At 39.8% G+C, this 19193-nt stretch carries 20 protein-coding genes and 1 pseudogene; 15 read left to right on the forward strand and 6 right to left on the reverse strand.

Annotated elements, in window-relative coordinates; all coding sequences use genetic code 11:
- Positions 1 to 94: 94 nt before the first annotated feature.
- Both radA and fusA read left to right on the forward strand, forming a co-directional pair.
- Positions 95 to 1474, forward strand: a complete 1380-nt coding sequence (gene radA / locus AB4263_RS12470; protein ID WP_017063288.1) for a DNA repair protein RadA — start codon at positions 95 to 97, stop codon at positions 1472 to 1474.
- Between the two features lie 235 nt (positions 1475 to 1709).
- Positions 1710 to 3797 carry an elongation factor G gene (gene fusA / locus AB4263_RS12475; RefSeq protein WP_017058825.1) on the forward strand — a complete coding sequence of 696 codons (2088 nt, stop codon included), beginning with the start codon at positions 1710 to 1712 and terminating at the stop codon, positions 3795 to 3797.
- A gap of 247 nt (positions 3798 to 4044) precedes the next feature.
- Here the strand turns inward: fusA and AB4263_RS12480 are convergent, their stop codons facing one another.
- Both AB4263_RS12480 and AB4263_RS12485 read right to left on the reverse strand, forming a co-directional pair.
- Positions 4045 to 4257, reverse strand: coding sequence for a VF530 family DNA-binding protein (locus AB4263_RS12480; RefSeq protein ID WP_012604684.1), 213 nt, complete (start codon positions 4255 to 4257; stop codon positions 4045 to 4047).
- Positions 4258 to 4302: 45 nt separating this feature from the next.
- Positions 4303 to 5253: a LysR substrate-binding domain-containing protein gene (locus tag AB4263_RS12485; protein ID WP_372098289.1), complete on the reverse strand. Its 951-nt coding sequence runs from the start codon at positions 5251 to 5253 to the stop codon at positions 4303 to 4305.
- 103 nt (positions 5254 to 5356) lie between these two features.
- On the opposite strand from AB4263_RS12485, the gene AB4263_RS12490 reads away from it, so the two are divergent.
- A complete protein-coding gene (locus AB4263_RS12490; RefSeq protein ID WP_372098290.1) occupies positions 5357 to 5563 on the forward strand; it encodes a DUF1127 domain-containing protein in 207 nt (68 codons plus the stop codon).
- A gap of 91 nt (positions 5564 to 5654) precedes the next feature.
- On the opposite strand, the gene AB4263_RS12495 is transcribed toward AB4263_RS12490, so the two are convergent.
- The 4 genes and pseudogenes from AB4263_RS12495 to AB4263_RS12510 form a co-directional block, all read right to left on the reverse strand.
- Positions 5655 to 7343: an AMP-binding protein gene (locus AB4263_RS12495; RefSeq protein ID WP_372098291.1), complete on the reverse strand. Its 1689-nt coding sequence runs from the start codon at positions 7341 to 7343 to the stop codon at positions 5655 to 5657.
- A gap of 93 nt (positions 7344 to 7436) precedes the next feature.
- Positions 7437 to 7580, reverse strand: a pseudogene (locus tag AB4263_RS12500) (helix-turn-helix domain-containing protein); the annotation flags it as partial.
- A 136-nt stretch (positions 7581 to 7716) separates the two neighbouring features.
- Entirely contained in the window at positions 7717 to 8403 is a 687-nt protein-coding gene (locus AB4263_RS12505; RefSeq protein ID WP_372098292.1) for a transglycosylase SLT domain-containing protein, read from the reverse strand.
- Between the two features lie 101 nt (positions 8404 to 8504).
- The gene (locus AB4263_RS12510) at positions 8505 to 9371 is read right to left on the reverse strand and encodes a LysR family transcriptional regulator (RefSeq protein WP_017060824.1); all 867 of its coding nucleotides are present in this window, start codon (positions 9369 to 9371) and stop codon (positions 8505 to 8507) included.
- Between the two features lie 321 nt (positions 9372 to 9692).
- Between AB4263_RS12510 and AB4263_RS12515 the strand changes: the two genes are divergently transcribed.
- The 12 genes from AB4263_RS12515 (at position 9693) to tadF (ending at position 19192) form a co-directional block, all read left to right on the forward strand.
- Positions 9693 to 9899 carry a Flp family type IVb pilin gene (locus tag AB4263_RS12515; RefSeq protein ID WP_372098293.1) on the forward strand — a complete coding sequence of 69 codons (207 nt, stop codon included), beginning with the start codon at positions 9693 to 9695 and terminating at the stop codon, positions 9897 to 9899.
- A 107-nt stretch (positions 9900 to 10006) separates the two neighbouring features.
- Positions 10007 to 10489 (forward strand): prepilin peptidase, encoded by a 483-nt coding sequence (locus AB4263_RS12520; protein ID WP_372098294.1) that lies wholly within the window; start codon positions 10007 to 10009, stop codon positions 10487 to 10489.
- A complete protein-coding gene (locus tag AB4263_RS12525; RefSeq protein WP_372098295.1) occupies positions 10486 to 11316 on the forward strand; it encodes a pilus assembly protein CpaB in 831 nt (276 codons plus the stop codon). The genes AB4263_RS12520 and AB4263_RS12525 overlap by 4 nt, the downstream gene beginning before the upstream one ends.
- A 38-nt stretch (positions 11317 to 11354) precedes the next feature.
- Complete coding sequence (locus AB4263_RS12530) at positions 11355 to 12671, forward strand: type II and III secretion system protein family protein (RefSeq protein ID WP_372098328.1); 1317 nt, start codon at positions 11355 to 11357, stop codon at positions 12669 to 12671.
- Positions 12668 to 13144, forward strand: coding sequence for a hypothetical protein (locus tag AB4263_RS12535; protein WP_372098296.1), 477 nt, complete (start codon positions 12668 to 12670; stop codon positions 13142 to 13144). Before AB4263_RS12530 ends, AB4263_RS12535 begins: the two co-directional genes overlap by 4 nt.
- Positions 13144 to 14385 (forward strand): CpaE family protein, encoded by a 1242-nt coding sequence (locus tag AB4263_RS12540; RefSeq protein ID WP_372098297.1) that lies wholly within the window; start codon positions 13144 to 13146, stop codon positions 14383 to 14385. The genes AB4263_RS12535 and AB4263_RS12540 overlap by 1 nt, the downstream gene beginning before the upstream one ends.
- Positions 14382 to 15659 (forward strand): CpaF family protein, encoded by a 1278-nt coding sequence (locus tag AB4263_RS12545; protein ID WP_372098298.1) that lies wholly within the window; start codon positions 14382 to 14384, stop codon positions 15657 to 15659. The genes AB4263_RS12540 and AB4263_RS12545 overlap by 4 nt, the downstream gene beginning before the upstream one ends.
- On the forward strand, positions 15659 to 16567 hold the full coding sequence (locus tag AB4263_RS12550; protein WP_372098329.1) for a type II secretion system F family protein: 909 nt from the start codon (positions 15659 to 15661) through the stop codon (positions 16565 to 16567). Before AB4263_RS12545 ends, AB4263_RS12550 begins: the two co-directional genes overlap by 1 nt.
- On the forward strand, positions 16561 to 17403 hold the full coding sequence (locus AB4263_RS12555) for a type II secretion system F family protein (protein WP_372098330.1): 843 nt from the start codon (positions 16561 to 16563) through the stop codon (positions 17401 to 17403). Before AB4263_RS12550 ends, AB4263_RS12555 begins: the two co-directional genes overlap by 7 nt.
- Before the next feature lie 9 nt (positions 17404 to 17412).
- Positions 17413 to 18138 carry a tetratricopeptide repeat protein gene (locus tag AB4263_RS12560; RefSeq protein ID WP_372098299.1) on the forward strand — a complete coding sequence of 242 codons (726 nt, stop codon included), beginning with the start codon at positions 17413 to 17415 and terminating at the stop codon, positions 18136 to 18138.
- Positions 18135 to 18626, forward strand: a complete 492-nt coding sequence (locus AB4263_RS12565) for a TadE/TadG family type IV pilus assembly protein (protein WP_372098300.1) — start codon at positions 18135 to 18137, stop codon at positions 18624 to 18626. Before AB4263_RS12560 ends, AB4263_RS12565 begins: the two co-directional genes overlap by 4 nt.
- Positions 18623 to 19192 (forward strand): tight adherence pilus pseudopilin TadF, encoded by a 570-nt coding sequence (gene tadF / locus AB4263_RS12570; RefSeq protein WP_017060812.1) that lies wholly within the window; start codon positions 18623 to 18625, stop codon positions 19190 to 19192. Before AB4263_RS12565 ends, tadF begins: the two co-directional genes overlap by 4 nt.
- Position 19193: the final 1 nt, after the last annotated feature.

The following is a 19193-nucleotide window of genomic DNA, read 5'->3' on the forward strand; positions in this document are numbered from 1 at the left end:
GTGGTATGACTGCAACGTTTATTTTAATGCGTACGGTCAACAAGGTCACAAAATAGTAACATTTACCAGTTACCAAGCAAATTATTGAGGTTTTATGGCGAAGGCAAAGCGAGCTTATGTGTGTAATGACTGTGGTGCCGATTTTCCACGTTGGCAGGGGCAGTGCAATGCATGTGGTGCTTGGAACACGATTACAGAAGTTAGGTTAGCCGCTTCACCTCAGGTCGCACGTAATGAACGATTGAGTGGTTATGCGGGCGGTGCAACTGAATCTTCGGTTCAAACGCTGTCAGAAATCGATCTGCAAGAAGTCCCACGTTTTAGCAGTGGCTTTAAAGAGCTAGACCGCGTACTTGGTGGTGGTGTCGTACCGGGTGCTGCGATCCTGATTGGTGGTAACCCGGGTGCCGGTAAATCAACGCTGCTATTACAAACCATGTGTCAGCTTTCTTCTCAATTACCGACTCTCTATGTAACCGGGGAAGAATCTCTGCAACAAGTCGCGATGCGTGCGTCTCGACTTGGATTGCCAAAAGAGCACCTAAAGATGCTCTCAGAAACGAACGTGGATAAGATTTGTCAGGTTGCAGAAAAAGAACAACCTAAGATCATGGTTATCGACTCGATCCAAGTTATGCACGTTGCGGATGTTCAATCTTCTCCGGGCAGTGTTGCACAGGTTCGTGAATCGGCAACCGCATTAACGCGCTACGCAAAACAGAATAACGTTGCTGTGTTCTTAGTTGGACACGTAACTAAAGACGGCACCTTAGCAGGGCCAAAAGTGCTTGAACACATTATCGATTGTTCTGTACTGCTCGATGGCGGAACAGATAGTCGATTCAGAACTCTGCGTAGTCACAAAAACCGTTTTGGTGCGGTCAATGAGTTGGGTGTGTTTGCAATGACAGGCCAAGGCCTTAAAGAAGTCAGTAATCCATCGGCTATTTTCCTATCTCGAGGCGAAGAAGAAACGTCAGGTAGTTCTGTTATGGTGGTATGGGAAGGGACACGTCCACTTCTTGTTGAAATCCAGGCACTGGTGGATTATTCCCAGCTGGCAAATCCGCGCCGTGTTGCAGTTGGTTTAGAACAAAACAGACTTTCGTTGTTATTAGCGGTGCTGCATAAACACGGGGGCTTACAAATGGCTGACCAAGATGTGTTTGTGAATGTCGTCGGTGGTGTTAAAGTAACCGAAACCAGTGCTGATCTTGCTTTAGTGATGGCATTACTTTCGAGTTTCAGAGACCGCGCATTGCCAAAAGATGTGGTGGTATTTGGCGAGGTAGGCTTAGCGGGTGAGATTCGACCGGTACCAAGTGGGCAAGAACGTCTTAATGAAGCCTTTAAACACGGTTTCAAGAAAGCGATTGTACCGGCAGCGAACATGCCGAAAGGTGGCATTCCAGGAATGCAGATCCACGGTGTGAAAAAATTATCAGAAGCAATTAATGCTTTTGATGAGTTGTAATTGAGCTCACTTCAGCTACTCTATACAGCAGAAATTCAGTCTAACTTAAAACGCCAATTGCGCTTTAGATTAGCACTAAACTAAACAATCATTTAGATTGTTTCTACAGATTGCCTTTTTCTATATGTTAGAAAAAGGCAAAGTTTTTTAGTCCCAAATGCATGCAAAGCTATCAGTCTTCACAGATTGTGATATACTCTGCGCGCATTTTATATCCTATTAACAGAGTAAGACAATGGCAGATTTATCGAAATACAGAAACATTGGTATTTTCGCGCACGTTGATGCGGGTAAAACAACTACCACTGAGCGTATCCTTAAGCTAACTGGTCAAATCCACAAGACTGGTGAAGTACATGATGGCGAATCAACGACTGACTTCATGGAACAGGAAGCTGAGCGCGGTATTACTATCCAATCAGCAGCTGTAAGCTGTTTTTGGAACGATCACCGTCTAAACGTTATCGATACTCCTGGACACGTTGACTTCACAGTTGAAGTATACCGTTCTCTTAAAGTTCTTGATGGCGGTATCGGTGTATTCTGTGGTTCTGGTGGTGTTGAACCTCAATCAGAAACTAACTGGCGCTACGCTAACGAATCAGAAGTATCTCGTCTGATCTTCGTTAACAAACTAGACCGTATGGGTGCAGACTTCTACAACGTTGTTGACCAAGTTAAAAACGTTCTAGGTGCAACTCCTCTAGTAATGGTTCTACCAATCGGCCGTGAAGACGAGTTCGTTGGTGTTGTAGACCTACTAAGCCGTAAAGCATACGTTTGGGATGACACTGGTCTTCCTGAAAACTACGAAATCAAAGATGTTCCAGCGGACATGGTTGATGACGTTGAGCAATACCGTGAAGAGCTAATCGAAACTGCTGTAGAGCAAGACGATGACCTAATGGAAGCTTACATGGAAGGTGAAGAGCCTTCTATTGAAGACGTTAAGCGTTGTATCCGTAAAGGTACTCGTGATATCGCATTCTTCCCAACGTTCTGTGGTTCTGCGTTCAAGAACAAAGGTATGCAACTTATCCTTGATGCTGTAGTAGATTACCTACCAGCACCAACTGAAGTTGACCCTCAGCCTCTAATGGATGAGAACGGTGAAGAAACTGGCGAACACGCTATCGTTTCTACAGATGAGACTTTCAAAGCGCTTGCATTCAAAATCATGGATGACCGCTTCGGTGCTCTAACTTTCGTTCGTATTTACTCTGGTAAACTGAACAAAGGTGACACGATTCTTAACTCATTCACTGGCAAGACTGAACGTGTTGGCCGTATGGTTGAGATGCAAGCTGATGACCGTAACGAACTAACTAGCGCACAAGCTGGTGACATCATTGCGATCGTTGGTATGAAGAACGTGCAAACTGGTCACACTCTATGTGATCCTAAGCACCAAGTAACGCTTGAGCCAATGGTATTCCCAACTCCAGTAATCTCAATCGCTGTATCTCCAAAAGATAAAGGCGGTTCTGAGAAAATGGGTATCGCTATCGGTAAAATGGTTGCAGAAGATCCATCTTTCCAAGTTGAGACTGACGAAGAGACTGGCGAAACTATCCTGAAAGGTATGGGTGAACTTCACCTAGACATCAAGGTAGATATCCTTAAGCGTACATACGGCGTTGACCTAACTGTAGGTGCTCCTCAAGTTGCTTACCGTGAAACTATCACTCAAGCAATTGAAGATAGCTACACGCACAAGAAGCAATCTGGTGGTTCTGGTCAATTCGGTAAGATCGATTACCGTATCAAACCAGGCGAAGCAGGTTCTGGCTTCAAGTTCAACTCTGTAGTTGTGGGCGGTAACGTTCCTAAAGAATTCTGGCCTGCAGTTGAGAAAGGCTTCGCATCTATGATGGAAAACGGCGTACTAGCTGGCTTCCCAACTCTAGACGTTGAAGTTGAACTTTTCGATGGTGGTTTCCACGCAGTCGATTCATCTGCTATCGCATTTGAAATCGCAGCGAAAGGCGCATTCCGTCAATCTATGCCTAAAGCTGGCGCGCAACTTCTTGAGCCAATCATGAACGTTGACGTGTTCACTCCAGACGATCACGTTGGTGATGTTATCGGTGACCTTAACCGTCGTCGTGGCATGATCAAAGATCAACAAGCTGGCGTTACTGGTGTTCGTATTAAAGCTGACGTACCTCTTTCTGAGATGTTCGGCTACATCGGTCACCTACGTACTATCACTTCTGGTCGTGGCCAATTCTCTATGGAATTCGCACAATACGCACCATGTCCAACTAACGTTGCTGACGAAGTGATTGCAAAAGTTAAAGCAGAAAAAGAAGCTGGTAAGTAATTAGCCCTTTTCTCAATTAGCTAAAAAAGCCCCGCAAGTGAAAGCTTGCGGGGCTTTTTATTGCTTGTAACATACTGCGAGAGATGCGAGAGATGCGAGAGATGCGAGAGATGCGAGAGATGCGAGAGATGCGAGAGATGCGAGAGATGCGAGAGATGCGAGATGTGATATTGATATGGCCCCTAAAAAGTAGACACAGGGGTTGTCCCGTATTTAATCAACACGGGACAGATAAAGTAGGGAGAGATTAACGCTTTAAGTCGATGTAAATCTGCTCTACCTTGGTACGAGCCCAATCTGTTTTACGCAAAAATTTTAAGCTCGATTTAATGCTCGGGTCTTTTTTAAAGCAGTTGATGTTCACCATGTAACTCAACTCTTCCCAACCGTAATGTTCAACTAATTCAGTCAGTAGCTTCTGTAGAGTGATACCGTGAAGTGGATTATTGTCTTGTGTCATGAGATGTTCTCGCCATTTATTTGAGCTAAGTATACCAGTTTCGCTTTATGAATTATCCGACCATTTGAGTTCGTAATCGGTGTGGATAATCGAAAGCTCTTCTCTACCTGTATCACCAAATAATTTAACCTGAGCCTGCATCCATTCTTCGAAACGTTTTATCTTCTCTCGATGAAAGTAACCTGGAGGCGCACACAAAAAATAATTGTATTTAGGCTTCAGCGCTATGTTTCCGATCCGCACCAATTTCTTTTCCTGCAAATAGCGATACACCAAGCTGTGCTTAACCAAGGCAACGCCCTGAACGGATAATGCACCCTCTAAAACAAAATGTGAGCCGTCAAATTGCAATGATGAACGTCCTGCCTTCGCCCCAGCAACGTCTAACCATAGATTCCAATCCATATCAGGCCAACGGTCTTCAATTAACTCTGCTTTATGCAGATCGCTGATGTCATAGATTCCATATTTTTCTTGATAGATAGGATGACAGACAGGGTAAACAACTTCGTCCATTAACCAACGTGATTCAATATTTGGGTAGTTACCATGACCATATCGAACACAGACATCGACAGCTGAGTCTTCAAAGGTAACCAGTTTGTTGGTCGGTTCTATTAACATAGATAAATCTGGGTGACGGTCGCGGAAGTCGCCAATTCTAGGCACTAACCAATGTTGTGCAAAAGAGGGTACGGTCGAAATCGATAACTGAGTGGGGTTGGGGTCTTGGTTTATTCGTCTTACTCCATCTTGAATATGAGCAAAGCCTTTCTTCGCTTGTAGATAGAGCACTTCACCTTCATGAGTTAATACTATTTTTCGGTGCTGGCGAATAAACAAGTCTGCACCTAACGACTCTTCAAGTTGGCGAATTTGTTGGCTGACGGCAGCTGCCGTGACAAATAGCTTTTCTGCTGCGAGCTTAAAACTGCCAGTTTCAGCCGCCGTGTAAAAATAGTAGATCCCTTGGAATGGTGGGGCTCGTTCTCTCACATTAGTTTTCCTTAACTGAATGCCAGTATCTATCGTTTGTCGATGTTGCTCTGTTGATTAATTATTGACCATAACAAAACAAAAGATCAACAGGAGAAAGGCTATGAATACGATCACAGCAACAGCAAACACCAACCATTCATTTTTTTCATCATTATCAATTAAGAAATTCTATTCTAAATTAGGCATGTACTTTCAAAATCGTAGAACCAGAAAGCAGCTGTCTGAGCTACCAGAGTATTTGTTGAGAGATGTAGGGATTACACAGGAACAAGTTGATAAGGAACTGAAAAAATCGTTTTGGGAGTGAGTGGGAGTGTTAGGGGAGGGACTGGCTAATCTAAGGTTGAGCGAACTTTGCTGCCAAAAAAGGAGCCATAATGGCTCCCTCTCGATTTTAATTATTCTTCCCAAACCACCAATTTATCTTTCGGCCAGTTATGACCAACTTCATGGTATTTCTGCTCAAGGATATGTCGCTTGATTTTGAGAGTCGGGGTTAACACGCCATTCTCAATGCTCCATGGTTCCTTAATCATCAATACACCTTTGATCTTCTCGTGTGAACCAAGCTGCTCGTTCATTTTCTCGATAACGCGCTTTGTCGTTTTCTCATAGCGAGCTCGATCGAAATTAGGGAAGTCATGCGGTACCACAAGTAGGATTGGACCAGGTAGGCCAAGACCTATCAAACACATCATTTCTACGCGGCTGTACTCAAACAGTTTGTTTTCGATTGGTACAGGGGCAACAAACTTACCTTTAGCGGTTTTAAAGGTATCTTTCTTACGCCCACGAATCGTTAGGTAACCTTCACTATCGATATCACCGATATCACCGGTATGAAGCCAACCATCCGAGTTAAAAGACTCTTGGGTCGCAATATCATTCTTGTAGTAACCAGAGAATAAGCCTTTGCCTCGAACTAGAATCTCTTCATCTTCAGCTATTTTGAGTTCGATCCCTGGACCTGCATTACCAACCGTACCAATTTTATCGGCTCTGAATGGGTAGTTGAGCGTGCTGTAGGCGAAAGACTCTGTCATGCCCCATGCCTCGGTAATGTGCAGGCCAACACTCTCATACCATGCGAGTAGAGCGGGTGATACAGGTGCAGAACCACAGCCGAGAACACGAGCTTGGTCTAACCCTAAACCATCAGCAAGCTTCTTCTTAATGATGTTGTTGATAAACGGAATCTTCAATAAGAAGTTCAGTTTCTTCTGTGGCAACTTGTCTTGGATTCGCTGCTGGAACAGAGTCCATAAACGAGGAACAGAAATAAACAGTGTAGGGCGATGCATTTTCACATCATCAATAAAGGTGTCTAAAGATTCAGGGAAAGCCGTAACCACGCCTCCCATTACTGAAGAACCAAAGATGTAAACGCGTTCTGTAATATGAGCAAGCGGTAGGTAAGAAAACAGGCGGTCACCAGGTTGGATTCCAATATGGTCAATCAACCTTTGAACAGACCAAGTAAACGCGCCGTAGGTGAGCATTGCGCCTTTTGGTAACCCTGATGTACCCGATGTATAAACAAGTGACATCAGCTTATCGTCGTGATGCTGAGGGCGTTTGGTTGATGGTTCATGTGTCTCAATGAGCTGCTCGAAAGTGTGTTGGCACTTCACTGCGCTGTCGTATGGCAGTGAAATACTCACCAAGCTCGGATTGTCATCAAGTACTTTTTGAGTGGCTTTAGGATCGTCAAGCTTACCCGCAATCACAATTTTACTTTCACTATGCTCGATACAGTACTGAATGGTATCTGCACCCGCTGTTGGAAAGATTGGGACGCTGACAAAATCTCCTAACATCATGGCAAGATCGCAGATGAACCACTCTGCACAGTTTTTCGATACGAGAGCGACTCGATCGCCAGGTTGAGCTCCGAGTCCTTCTAATGCTGACGCCAGTTTCAGTGCTTTGTCGGCTACTTCTTTATAAGTAAATTCGACAAATTGGCGGTTAATAATCTGTTTCAAATAGACTTCATCTGGGCGTTCTTCTGCCCATTTTAAAATCATGTCATCGGGTGTAGGGAGAGCTGTTGCTTGTTCTTGGCTAAACTCGTTAGGCTGAATCATTGTCTAACTCCATGTTTTTCGCTAAGTTATTTTTGGTTATTTTTGTTAAAATCATGTTAAATGTACCATGATTTTTTCTTTTAGGGAGTAAAATTAGCGTTTTCTGTTATCTGTGCAGGCACGTCTGTAGCTTGCAGGGGTTACGCCCGTCCTTTTCTTAAAAATTCTTGAAAAATACGACACATCCTTGTAGCCACATTGATAAGAAATTACAGCTATTTTTGATTCGGTATCCGCTACGTGTAAGTCCACGGTTTATTATAAGATATTATCGAAACAACCCTGCCACTGTATTCAATTACCAGAGCTGTTATCAATTCAAATTTTAGGTTAGAAATTTAATGATCGCCATCGCCATATAAGAATATATGCATCAGTTGAGCAAGGCTTGGTATTGCTTGTTTAGTTTGTACACTTTTGCTACGTAAGTTCTTGTTTCTGAAATACGTAATTGTGTTGTTAGCATTGTATATAACTCATCAACTGATAACTTATTGATATTTTTGGAGAATGAACTGATGTCTTTATCACCGAAGGAGTATTTCATTAGATTAGATAAGCCACAGTTATAGGAAGCAATTGCTAGTAGTCTTCTCGCGCTAGAGGAGCGAATGTTGTTGAGATACTTCGTCTCCAAGAGATGCAAATAAGCGGTCCCTACATCAATATTGAATTCAGGGATAAAGAGATCTTGTGCTCTGATAGGTCTATTGCCATAGAGTTCACGTGAAACTTCAGCTGCCCCACCATTAACAAGAATTTGCATTAATCCAATAGCAGAGGCGTGGGAAACAGCATTTGGGTCGAAGAAACTTTCGGCGTGTATCATAGCAACGATTAATGATGATGGAATTTCCCACTTTGTTGCAGAACGCTCAATGTGAGTTTGATATATTGTATATTTATTGCTGACGCTGTCAGTGATTTTATGGGATAGAAGTACGGGTGGATCGGTTTTGGAAGCTCGTATTTCGTGTATTCTTTTGCTTTTCGGAACCACAATTCGCTGCAATCTTTGATTTTCTTGCAGTTCTTCATAAGAGTTTATCGAGTCTCTCATATAAGTCACTTTCGCTGAGATCTCACTATTAAAACTAATTAATATCAATGAAACTGAAAGGCAGAGATACTTCATATTTTAATAGAGTTGTTGTTCATGTTTCATAGGTGATAGGTACTTCTTAGTCTGTTATGAATCCACTGATGATATTTTCCAAATTCACTGTGCAATGGCCAGATCATAGACGCATATATTTGCTTACCAAACAATTGAGTATCACTGGGTATTTTTATTAATTTGTTCATTACTGTTTTGGTTTCAATGATATGCTGTGGAAGAAGGGCTATCCCTTTCCCTGCGCTACAGAGTTCAAGGATAGTACTAATATCATCCAATACCCAAATGTTATGGCTTGAAATGATGGAATAATCAATAATATCTTTATATCCATCAAGCAATAACAATCGATTGTTTTTTGAATTGAATTTTGAGTTTTGAACGACTTCTTTACTCGCCACCCAAATGCAATTAACTAAAAACAATTCTTCTATATTAAAGTTATAGATGGTTTTGTGATAGGGGTTTCCTATCGCGATATCAATTTTCTTACGATTGATATAATCACCTAAAATATAGCTTGGTTTTGTTACAACGTTTATCTCAACTTCTGGAAACTCCTCAGAAAATTCAATAAGAGCATTTCTTACATTTGAATTTAGCATTAGTAGGTCAATACCTACTTTTATTTTTGTTAAATTTGAATTTGATAGATTTTTAGCAATGTTACTTAACTCTTTGTGTTTGCTTATTATTGGTGTGGTTAGCGCATATATTTTTTTTCCTTTATCGGTTAATGATACCGTGTGACCACCTCTATCAAAAAGAAAATATCCTAAATCTTGTTCTAGATTTTTTATCGCTCCACTTATCGTTGATTGCGATTTACCTAGTTTCCTCGCAGCACAACTGAACGAACCTTCAGAGGCAACAGTATGAAATGAGATTAAATTGTCTAAAGTGAGCCTCATATCTCCCTCCTGCAGACTTTGCACCGTAAGTATTAGGCTAATACTAATAATCTGAATTGGCACTATTTGAAATTAAAGTGTGATGTAGATCACACTTTTACTTTGGATGCAATCAACTTAATTTTCAAGAATAAATATTAATTTAGAAGCTAAATCCCTTTAAATTAATTAGATAGATAATATGAATAAATAACCACTTTTAAATAGTGTGTATTTTTAGTTTGGATATCGGGGAAACCGATAGTAACCGAATGTGAGAAAGTGATCTGATTACTAAGATCTAATTGCTTTGCACTAGAAGCATGAAAAAAGGATGGCATCATGATTACTAAACTTTACGTGTATACGACAAATTTTATTGCTGATCTAAGAAAAGACGAGAGAGGTGTGACAGCTATTGAATATGGTTTAATTGCGGTAGCTATGGCAACTATGTTAATTGTTGTTTTTTATACAGATGCGACTAGCTTTGTAGATGATTTAGAAGACGCGTTTGATGAGATTCAAACTGAAATAAGCGGCGTTTAGGTATTTTAATTAACCACTTTATAGGTGATTTTGGCTACCTAATAACACTTACAGATATGTTAGGTAGCCTGTAAGATTATTTGTCACAAATAAAGTATGAGTCAATTATGTTATATATTACGGCATTTATCCTTCTAATGATTTTTAGCGTGATAATATGTGTTAAAGATATAAAAGAAAGGAAAATACCTAATTTTTGTATTGCAATGATTGCGATAGCTTCTTTTACCTTAGGATTTACAATATTCGATTTTGGTAAAATGTTATTTATTTTTGCTCTGGGTATTATTCTGATTGTTTTTTGGTTGATGAATTTAATTGGTGGGGGCGATGTTAAGCTTATTTTAGCCTTCTCTTTAGCGATACCAGCGAACGATATGTTTGTAGCCACTATATTGGTGATTTTGATTGGTGGAGTTATTTCTGTTACTTATCTAATACTTCATTTTTGTGGGAAATATGGTTCCAATATTTGGGATGGATTAAGCACTTTAAAACCGACGAATGAAGGCATTCCATATGGCGTTGCGATCTGTAGTGGTTTTGCACTGGTCATTTTCAAAAATGTTGTAACAGGAGGTTTTGTATGAAAAAAAGTCTCAGTCTGTTTGTTGCTGTAGCAGCTGTTGCAATCGGCGGTTATGGAATATATCAGAACCTAAATAAGACGAGTGAACCTACGGTTGAAAAAACTGAAGAATACGTTCAGGTCTGGCGAGCAAACATCCAACTCGTTAAGGGGAAACCGATCGATGCTTCTTTGGTTAAGAGAGAGCAAATTCTTAAGAGTTTGGCCATTGGGGAAGGGATTAAGGCTGATGTAAATTTAGATTTTTCTCCAGCCACATTACTTAATAGAAATTTATCCCAAGGTGATTTGGTTTTACCCGAATACCAAAATAAAAAAGGTTCTCCTGGGTATATTGATTTGCTTATATCAGAAGGTAAAGAGCCTTACCCACTATTAGTCAGCAGTACTAACCTAATATTAGATTATATAAGACCTGGAATTTATGTTGATGTGTTATCAATAAGCTCGCCGGTGGAAAATCTGTCCGGTGACCTTGATAGACGTATTGGCTTTAATGGTGTTAATGCTAATTTACTTCTTAAGCGAGCTAAGGTGCTCGGTACGTCGAGTGGCAGCAAAGGTGATGATGGTAATCTCGATTCTACGTTTCAGCCGGCGGCATCCGCAGGTGAGGAAACCGGGCAAGCTGTTGTCATTATTGAGATTGATCCGGTAGATATTGCAAAGGTGTCGCTTGCTGAGAAAACGATGCATTTGGAGGTGTACCGCAGCAATAGCTATGAAGTTCCGATTGATGCTGACGTCAGAAATGTTATTGAAAATTATAGTGGAGTGTCGGAGTTAAGAGGTTCAAGACGTCAGACCGTTCAAGGGGGCGAACTGTAATGGGTATAACAGCAAAGATAACGAGATGGGTATTAGTGATGAATCTGCTGTTGATAAACTCAATGGTATTCGCTTCGCAGCGATATATTACTCAATTTGAAGGACAGCATATCTCTCTCAATGAAACGATCACAACAGTGTTTATTAGCGCACCAGATATAGCCGACTATAATGTTATCGATGAAAAAACAATTGTCGTTTTTGCGAAAGAAGTGGGGCAAGCGCGACTCGAAATCTATGGCAAAAGCAATAAATTACTATTGTCCGAGAAAATCATCGTCGATGTGGATCTGAGCCAAGTTCGTCGCCAGATTAAACTCCATTATCCAAAGCTAGACATTAAGCTAGAGTCCGTAGGAATGCAAGTTGCGGTAAGCGGTGTGGTTGATTCAAACCAGCAGCGTGATGATATATATCGGATGGTCGCAACCCTGCTGGGGCGTGAGAAAGTAGCAAGGTATGAAGCCACTCGGTTGCTTGAAATAGAAACCGATCTTATCGATATTCCAGAACCACAAGATATGATTTTTGCTAGGAATATGACTTGGGATGGAATATTAGAGCTACTTGAGGTCGCAACAGCGAAGCAGGTTAATGTCAAAATCTCGGTCGCTCAGGTAACTGAAAATTTTGCGCAGACAGTCGGTGTTGATTGGTCAAGCGTGGGGGCGGGTGTCGGAGAGTTTCTATTCCAACAGTTCGATGCTGCTGACCTTACAACTGTTATTACAGCGTTGGGCAATGAAAATGTCGCGCAAATTTTAGCAGAACCAAATCTGACCGTTATTTCCGGTGAGTCCGCGAGCTTCTTAGTCGGTGGGGAAATTCCCGTAATCGTAACCACGAACAATAATATAAACATTACGTTTAAAGAGTTCGGTGTTCGTTTGAGTTTGACGGCCAATGTGATGAGCGAAGAGCGTATTCGTATGCAGTTGCTTCCCGAAGTGAGCGAAGTCGAGCGGTATATTCGAGCTGCAGGCATTGAGGTTCCACAATTGGCAACGCGTAGAGCCATGACGACGATCGAGTTGGGTGATGGTGACAGTTTCGTACTGGGCGGGCTAATGAGCAGCTCTGACTTGGAAGAGTTACAGAAAACCCCCCTGCTCGGTGATATTCCAATTTTAGGCGCGGCATTTAGAAAATCTTCGACGGATAGAAGAAGAACCGAACTGTTAATTGTTGCGACAGTGAATTTGGTTCAACCAATAAAAAGTAAGCAGGTACAGCTGCCTCAAATGCATAAGACTTCTACATTTCATCGTTGGCTCAATATCGATTCTCCAGCTGAAGTAAACAGTGGTAGTGATCCTACAATTGAACTGCTATCTCAAGGAGGATTTATACAATGAAGAAATTAATTGTAATAGTGGTCATGATGTTTCTTATATCGGGGTGTGCTGAGCGTTACCTGAGCGGCAAAGGTAGTGAATACTTAGTTTATCCAGAGACTCATATCTATAAATTTAGTGTGAAATCTATTCCTGAAACCAAAAAACAGCTAAGTAATCTTATCGCTAAAGTTAACGATATAGATCCCGGAGCTTCTTATAAATTTGAATATAGGAATCGAAATTCAAAAAATTTGATTGACAATGTTGTGAATGAATTTGAAAAGTTACCACTGTCTGCTGAGGCGTTCAGTGTGCATAAAAATATCGAATTAGACAAAGATCTTAAAATTACAGTGATCTACCACTCTCTATTACAGGAAAAGTGTAAGTTTGCTTCTGTAGAAGGTGTTGATGTGAGCAAAAACTGTTTTGTGGAAGCGGCAAGAGTTGGGCAGGTTATTCACAAGGAAAGGCTCGTGGAGGGATTATAATGTTTGATTTAGTTAAAACAATGAAAGAGTCCGCAGCTGCGGAAGATTTATCAGGCATTAATAATAGTCCATCTGATTGCGTATTAGTGTATCAATCGCAGGAGTGTGTTGATCTCGTAAAAGAAATGTTTCAATTTGAAGGTTGGGATGAACCACAATTTATTAAAAACACGGATGTAAATAAAAAGTTCTATGAAGAACAAAAATCAAACATTGTTTTACTGGAGTTATGTAACTCAGAAACAATGGCGGACGATGCTCAAAATTTCGCTAGTCATCTCCCTACCCGAAAAGGGCTGATAATTATAGGACAGCAGGACTCTATAGTTAAGCTTCGTGAATTAAAAGAAATGGGATTTTACTATCTATATTGGCCTATTAATAAATTTGAATTTTCTGACTTTATACTAAATGTTCAAGCAAATTTAGAATCTTTTTCTGGTGTGAGTGAAAAGCGTAAGGCAAAGCGCGTTGCTGTTGTGGGTAGTAAAGGTGGGGTTGGTACTTCTCTGATTTCCACTGAGTTGAGTTCAATGTTATCTACGCAAAGTATTGATACAATATTAGTCGATCACCAATACAGTGACTCAAATATCGATGTGTTAATTGGTTTGGAAAATTTTCAATCTAGATTGATTGATGAATATTCTGTCCCAATTCATGAATTAGATAATGACGGAGCGTTAAGCTATTTAACACAAGTGAGAAAAAATTTTAGACTGCTGTCATTGCAAGGAGAACAAGACCAAAAATTCATTTATGATTATAATCAAACATTATGTGAACTATTAAATAGAAGTGCTAATTTTATTATCGAGGATTTTTCTGGAAGTATCGATTTTAAAATTACCCCGCATGCATTAATAGAAACTTATGATGTAATCATCGTTGTCCTAGAGCCTTCCGTTTCATCAGTAAGAAATGCACGTGCATTGCTATCAGCACTCGAACAAAATCAAGTGTCACAAAGTCGGCGAACTCGAATAATTACTCTGGCCAACCATCATAGACCAGAGAGTACATTCGTTATTGGACAAAGTGATATAACAAAATACCTTGAGTCAAAACTTGATATTGATATGCCTTATTGTAAAAGGCTGTCTCATTTAATCGTAGAAGGTAAGCGAGCACATAAACATGAGAAAAGCATTCGTAAAACGATTGAGGACCTATCAAACTTAATAAATGGTCAATCAGTGCAAAAACATCAGGGTTGGTTAAATAGACTGGTGGCACGATGAGCACAACTAAAGAGCTATATATATCTTTTCGCACTCAGATCTTTGAAGCGCTTGATGTCGAAGCGATTCAAACCATGAATCGCAATGATTTAGAGGGACAAGTTAGAAGTGCTGTTGATGTACTTTCTAGCAATAATGAGCGTCCAGTAACGGCAATGATGCGGTCTAGTATTGTTAAAAGTATGCTAGATGAGCTATTTGGATTAGGACCTATTCAACCGCTTGTTGAAGACTTTTCGATAACTGACATACTCGTTAATGGCCCAAATGAAGTATTTTATGAAAAGTACGGTAAATTGGAACGTTCAGATATTACTTTTGTCAATGAAGACCAACTTCTCAATATTGCTAAACAAATCGCCTCTCGAGTTGGTCGCCGAGTTGATGAGCTATCCCCTACAGTGGATGCCCGACTCGAAGATGGTAGCCGAGTAAATATCGTTATTCCTCCGATTGCTTTAGATGGTACGACGATTTCTATTCGTAAGTTCCGTGAGCAAAATATCACGATGGAATCTTTGGTCGAATTTAATTCTATGTCTCTAGATATGGCAAGGGTGCTATCGATTGCTTCTCGTTGTCGGTTAAATGTTTTGATTTCTGGTGGTACAGGTTCAGGTAAAACAACGTTACTTAATGCTTTATCACATTATATTAGTGATGATGAGAGGGTGATAACAATAGAAGACGCTGCTGAACTTCGGCTTCAACAGCCTAATTTAGTTCGACTTGAAACGCGAACTAAGAGCATTGAAAGTACTGGCCTAGTGACACAGAGAGATTTGGTGATTAATGCGCTTCGTATGCGACCTGATCGCATTATTCTTGGTGAGTGTCGTGGTTCAGAAGCGTTTGAGATGCTGCAGGCGATGAACACCGGTCACGAAGGGTCTATGTCTACCCTACATGCTAATACACCAAGAGATGCTATCAGCCGAGTCGAATCTATGATTATGATGGCAAACTTAAACCAGCCATTGGATGCCATTCGTAAGGCTATTGTCAGTTCAATTGAAATGGTTGTTCAAGTGAATCGCTTGCGCGATGGTTCTCGAAAAGTAACAAGTATCTCAGAAATTGTCGGAATTGAAGGGGATAGTGTTGTCATGGAAGAGATATTTTCCTTCCAATATGATGAAGTCAATTATGGTGAGAATGTAAAAGGCAAGTTTGTTACAGAAGGTATCATGCAGAGATCCCACTTGGTACGAAAAGCCCATTTTTTCGGTTTATATAATGAACTGATGGAATCCTTTAAAGGGGTAGGGACATGATCATTTGGATCTCTTTTATTTTATTTGGAATTGCTATATTTTTACTCTTTGATGATAAAAAATCAAAAGTGGTTGATTATTTTCCAGAATTGAAAAATGCGCAAAAAGAAGATGATATTTCAGTTATTGATATAAGTGGATTGCTCCCTAAGGCGAGTTGGAGAAACATTCGAAGAGATATACATCCAACTATAGGAATATTAGGTTCAAGAGCTAAGTTTATTATATTGCTTTATGTCATTTTTAGTACTGCGATATCTTATTATATTGTGTATCATTTTTTTTACATTCGTTCAGTATTTATTCTGGCAGCTTCAATCTTGTGTTTGTTATTATTCGGTTACTTCAGACTAAAAAATGTGAGGAGAAAAATATTTCAGCGGACATTTCCTGATGCTCTGAACATATTAATGAGTGCGGTGACTGCTGGTGAAAGTTTGATGCAGGCATTTGTATTTGTTGGAGGGAATATGGATGGTGAAGTTGGACGTGAATTTAAGTTAATGGGTGACCGACTTCGTCTAGGTGAAAGCTCTGAGGATGTTTTAAAACGATCTTGTGAGGTTTTTCCCTATCCAGAATACATTTTTTTTACGATTGCAATAAGAGCCAATCTGAATCGTGGAGGCCAACTTAAGGGAGTGTTAGCTAGGCTGATTAGAGTGTTAGTCGATGCACGTGCAATGGAAAGAAAAAAAATGGCGATGACGTCTGAAGCGAGAATATCAGCCAAAATAGTGGCAGCTATACCGTTGTGTTTTGCTATTATGCTAAATTTTGTTAATCCAGATAATATTCAATTTATTCTCCATGACCCAGAAGGACAATGGATACTTTATTATGTGTTAGGTAGTGAGTTGTTAGGCCTATTTATCGTATGGATCCTTGTTAAAAGGGTAAGATTATGAATACTTTTATCCTACTAATTTCGGTGGTTTTAGGTTTGTATCTAATAATGAATATGTTAGTTGGCCTGAAGAAAGAAAAAAGAATAGAGATGCTTTTAAGTACAACACATAAAATACATAGAACCTCTAGGATTAATTCATTCATTGTCAAATTTGGTAAAGAGCACAGAGGTGAACTCGAGCAAAAAATTAGAGATGCTGGTATTCATAGTCACCAGTTAGCTATTTATTACTTTCCATTTAAGGTGTTGTTTTTTTGTGTTCTATTATTTTTTGTTTGGATAATGGATATTGCAATAGAAACAAAATTCATTTTAGCGGTTATTAGTTTGATAACAGCAGTTCTCCTCCCTGACCTGATCTTAAGTTTGAAGCAAAAGGCGGTTGTTAGAAAGATTTCGATAAACCTTCCCTATTTGTTAGATATGATGTCTGTTTGTGTGCAGACAGGTATGACGATAGAGGCATCTTTTGCTTATTTGTCAAAGGAACTTGAAAACTTCGATCGTGATTTATGCTATCAAATAAAAAAGACGTCAGATTTTGGTAAGATTCAAGGTATTGATAAAGCATTGTACAATTTGTCTGAACGTGTTCCTTCCCCTGAAATGTCGAGTTTTGTTTTGACTATTATTCAAAATATTCAATACGGATCTTCTATTTCAATGATCTTATCTGATTTGGCTGAGGATATGCGTAAAATGCAGTTGCTTACCGTTGAGGAAAAGATGGGTAAACTCTCCGCTAAAATGAGTATACCTTTGATTTTACTTATTATGATGCCTATCGTTGTCTTAATTTTAGCACCTGGATTTGTTCAAATGGGTCTTATTTAGGAGCGTATTATGAGGGTTGGATATTTTATTTTTACTCTTTTATTGATGTTGTTAGCCGGTTGCGTTTCAAGTCAACCTGAACTAAGTCTAGACGATAAAGTCGATAGCATGGTGCGAGTGGGTAATTATGATGGTTTAGTTACCTATTATAAAGGTAAGCTTGAAGAATCCCCCAACGATACAGTTTCTATGCAGGAGCTAGCTAAAGTTTATTTTGATAAGGGTGATATTGAATCAGCAAGGTTTTATAGTGATTATCTTTTAGGCTTGAAAGTGGTTAATTGGGAGTTATCTCAATTACGAGGTCAAGTTTATAATGCAGATCATAACGATGCTTTGGCGGTAGAGTCTTATCTACGTTCTATTGAGTTGGGAAATAATACGGCAGAAGTAGATGTTCTATTGGGGATATCTCACTGCATGAATGGAGATTATGAGTTAGCCGAGAAATATTTTAATAATGCCAGAATCAAAGGTTACAATGATACTGCGATAAAGAATAATTTGGCATTGATTAAGTTTGCTGATGGAAGATATCAAGAAGTGATTGATTTATTACTTCCATTGTACTTGTCTGATCCTAAAAATAAAAAAGTTCAGGCAAATTTAGCTATTGCTTTGATTAAGTTAGGTCATGTTAAACAAGCCAGTGATGTTTTAGGTAGTAGTTATTCAATCAATGAAGTTACAACCATGTCTAGACGCCTATCTTCAGGCGCTGGGAGTTCAATATGAGAAGAATAGTCAAGTATGCTAGGGGGTCTCTAACCGTCGAGGTGGCTTTAGGCATCATCATTCTCATCACGGCGACGGTAATGATATTCGAAATGGCGTATCGGATTTACGTCTCAAATTTGGTTGAGTTTGCGCTCAGAGAATCGGTTAGGTCAACGACTGTTTTTCAGGGAGATGATTCATACACCAGTTATAATACCAGCTTTTTCAACGTGATGAATGATGAAAGTAAATTATGGTCTTCACTGACGCCTGTTGATAACTTTTCAATGGCAGGAAAATATTATGTGAGCTATGAGGATCTTTTATCTGATAATTATCTTAATGATGCCGATATGCTGATTGATGATTCGGGATATTCCTTCGCCGAAATATCATTGAGTTATCAATATGAACCTATTTTACCTTTGCTTGGTGGAAATTCTGAAATAATTTCATCTTCAGTGTTACTTACTCTCGAGCACGAGGGTTGGGAGAGTGTTAGATGAACATATCGGAATTAACAAATAATGGAGGCTTTCGAAAAAAACGCAACTCAACACTGCAGCGTGGCGCCTTTACCATTGAGTTAGCACTCATTTTATTTGTCGTTATAGCCATATTTTATTTTATGAGTGACGTGAGTCATAAGTTATTGGTTAGAGCAAAACTCGACCGAGTGAGTTTTGCTCTGGTTAACGTAATGAAAGAGCGCACTCGATATTATGATGAAAATGTCATCTTAACTGGTGATGATAGAGACGAAATGGTCATTATTGCCGCTCGTCTGCTAAACACAGCTCCAGAAAGCGTAGCGCTGAGAGTTGAAGCTATGCACGATGGCTCTGCTGCAAATATTGATTCATTCGAAAGTGACCAGTTCAACAACTTAGGTTGTAATGTACCATTAATTTCATCGAAAGAGGCTTTGGTTCCTGTAGAGAACGGAGTCTCTTTCCCTCTTTACCAAGTGTCATTATGTGAAAGTAATTCATCTTGGTTTGCACGTTTGTTGGGGATTGCTAATTTATCAGAAATAACCATTTCATCGAGTTCGGTGATGGTTGGGAGGTAGA

The organism is Vibrio sp. 10N.261.55.C5 (assembly GCF_041470505.1).
GTDB classification, from domain to species: Bacteria; Pseudomonadota; Gammaproteobacteria; order Enterobacterales; family Vibrionaceae; genus Vibrio; species Vibrio crassostreae_C.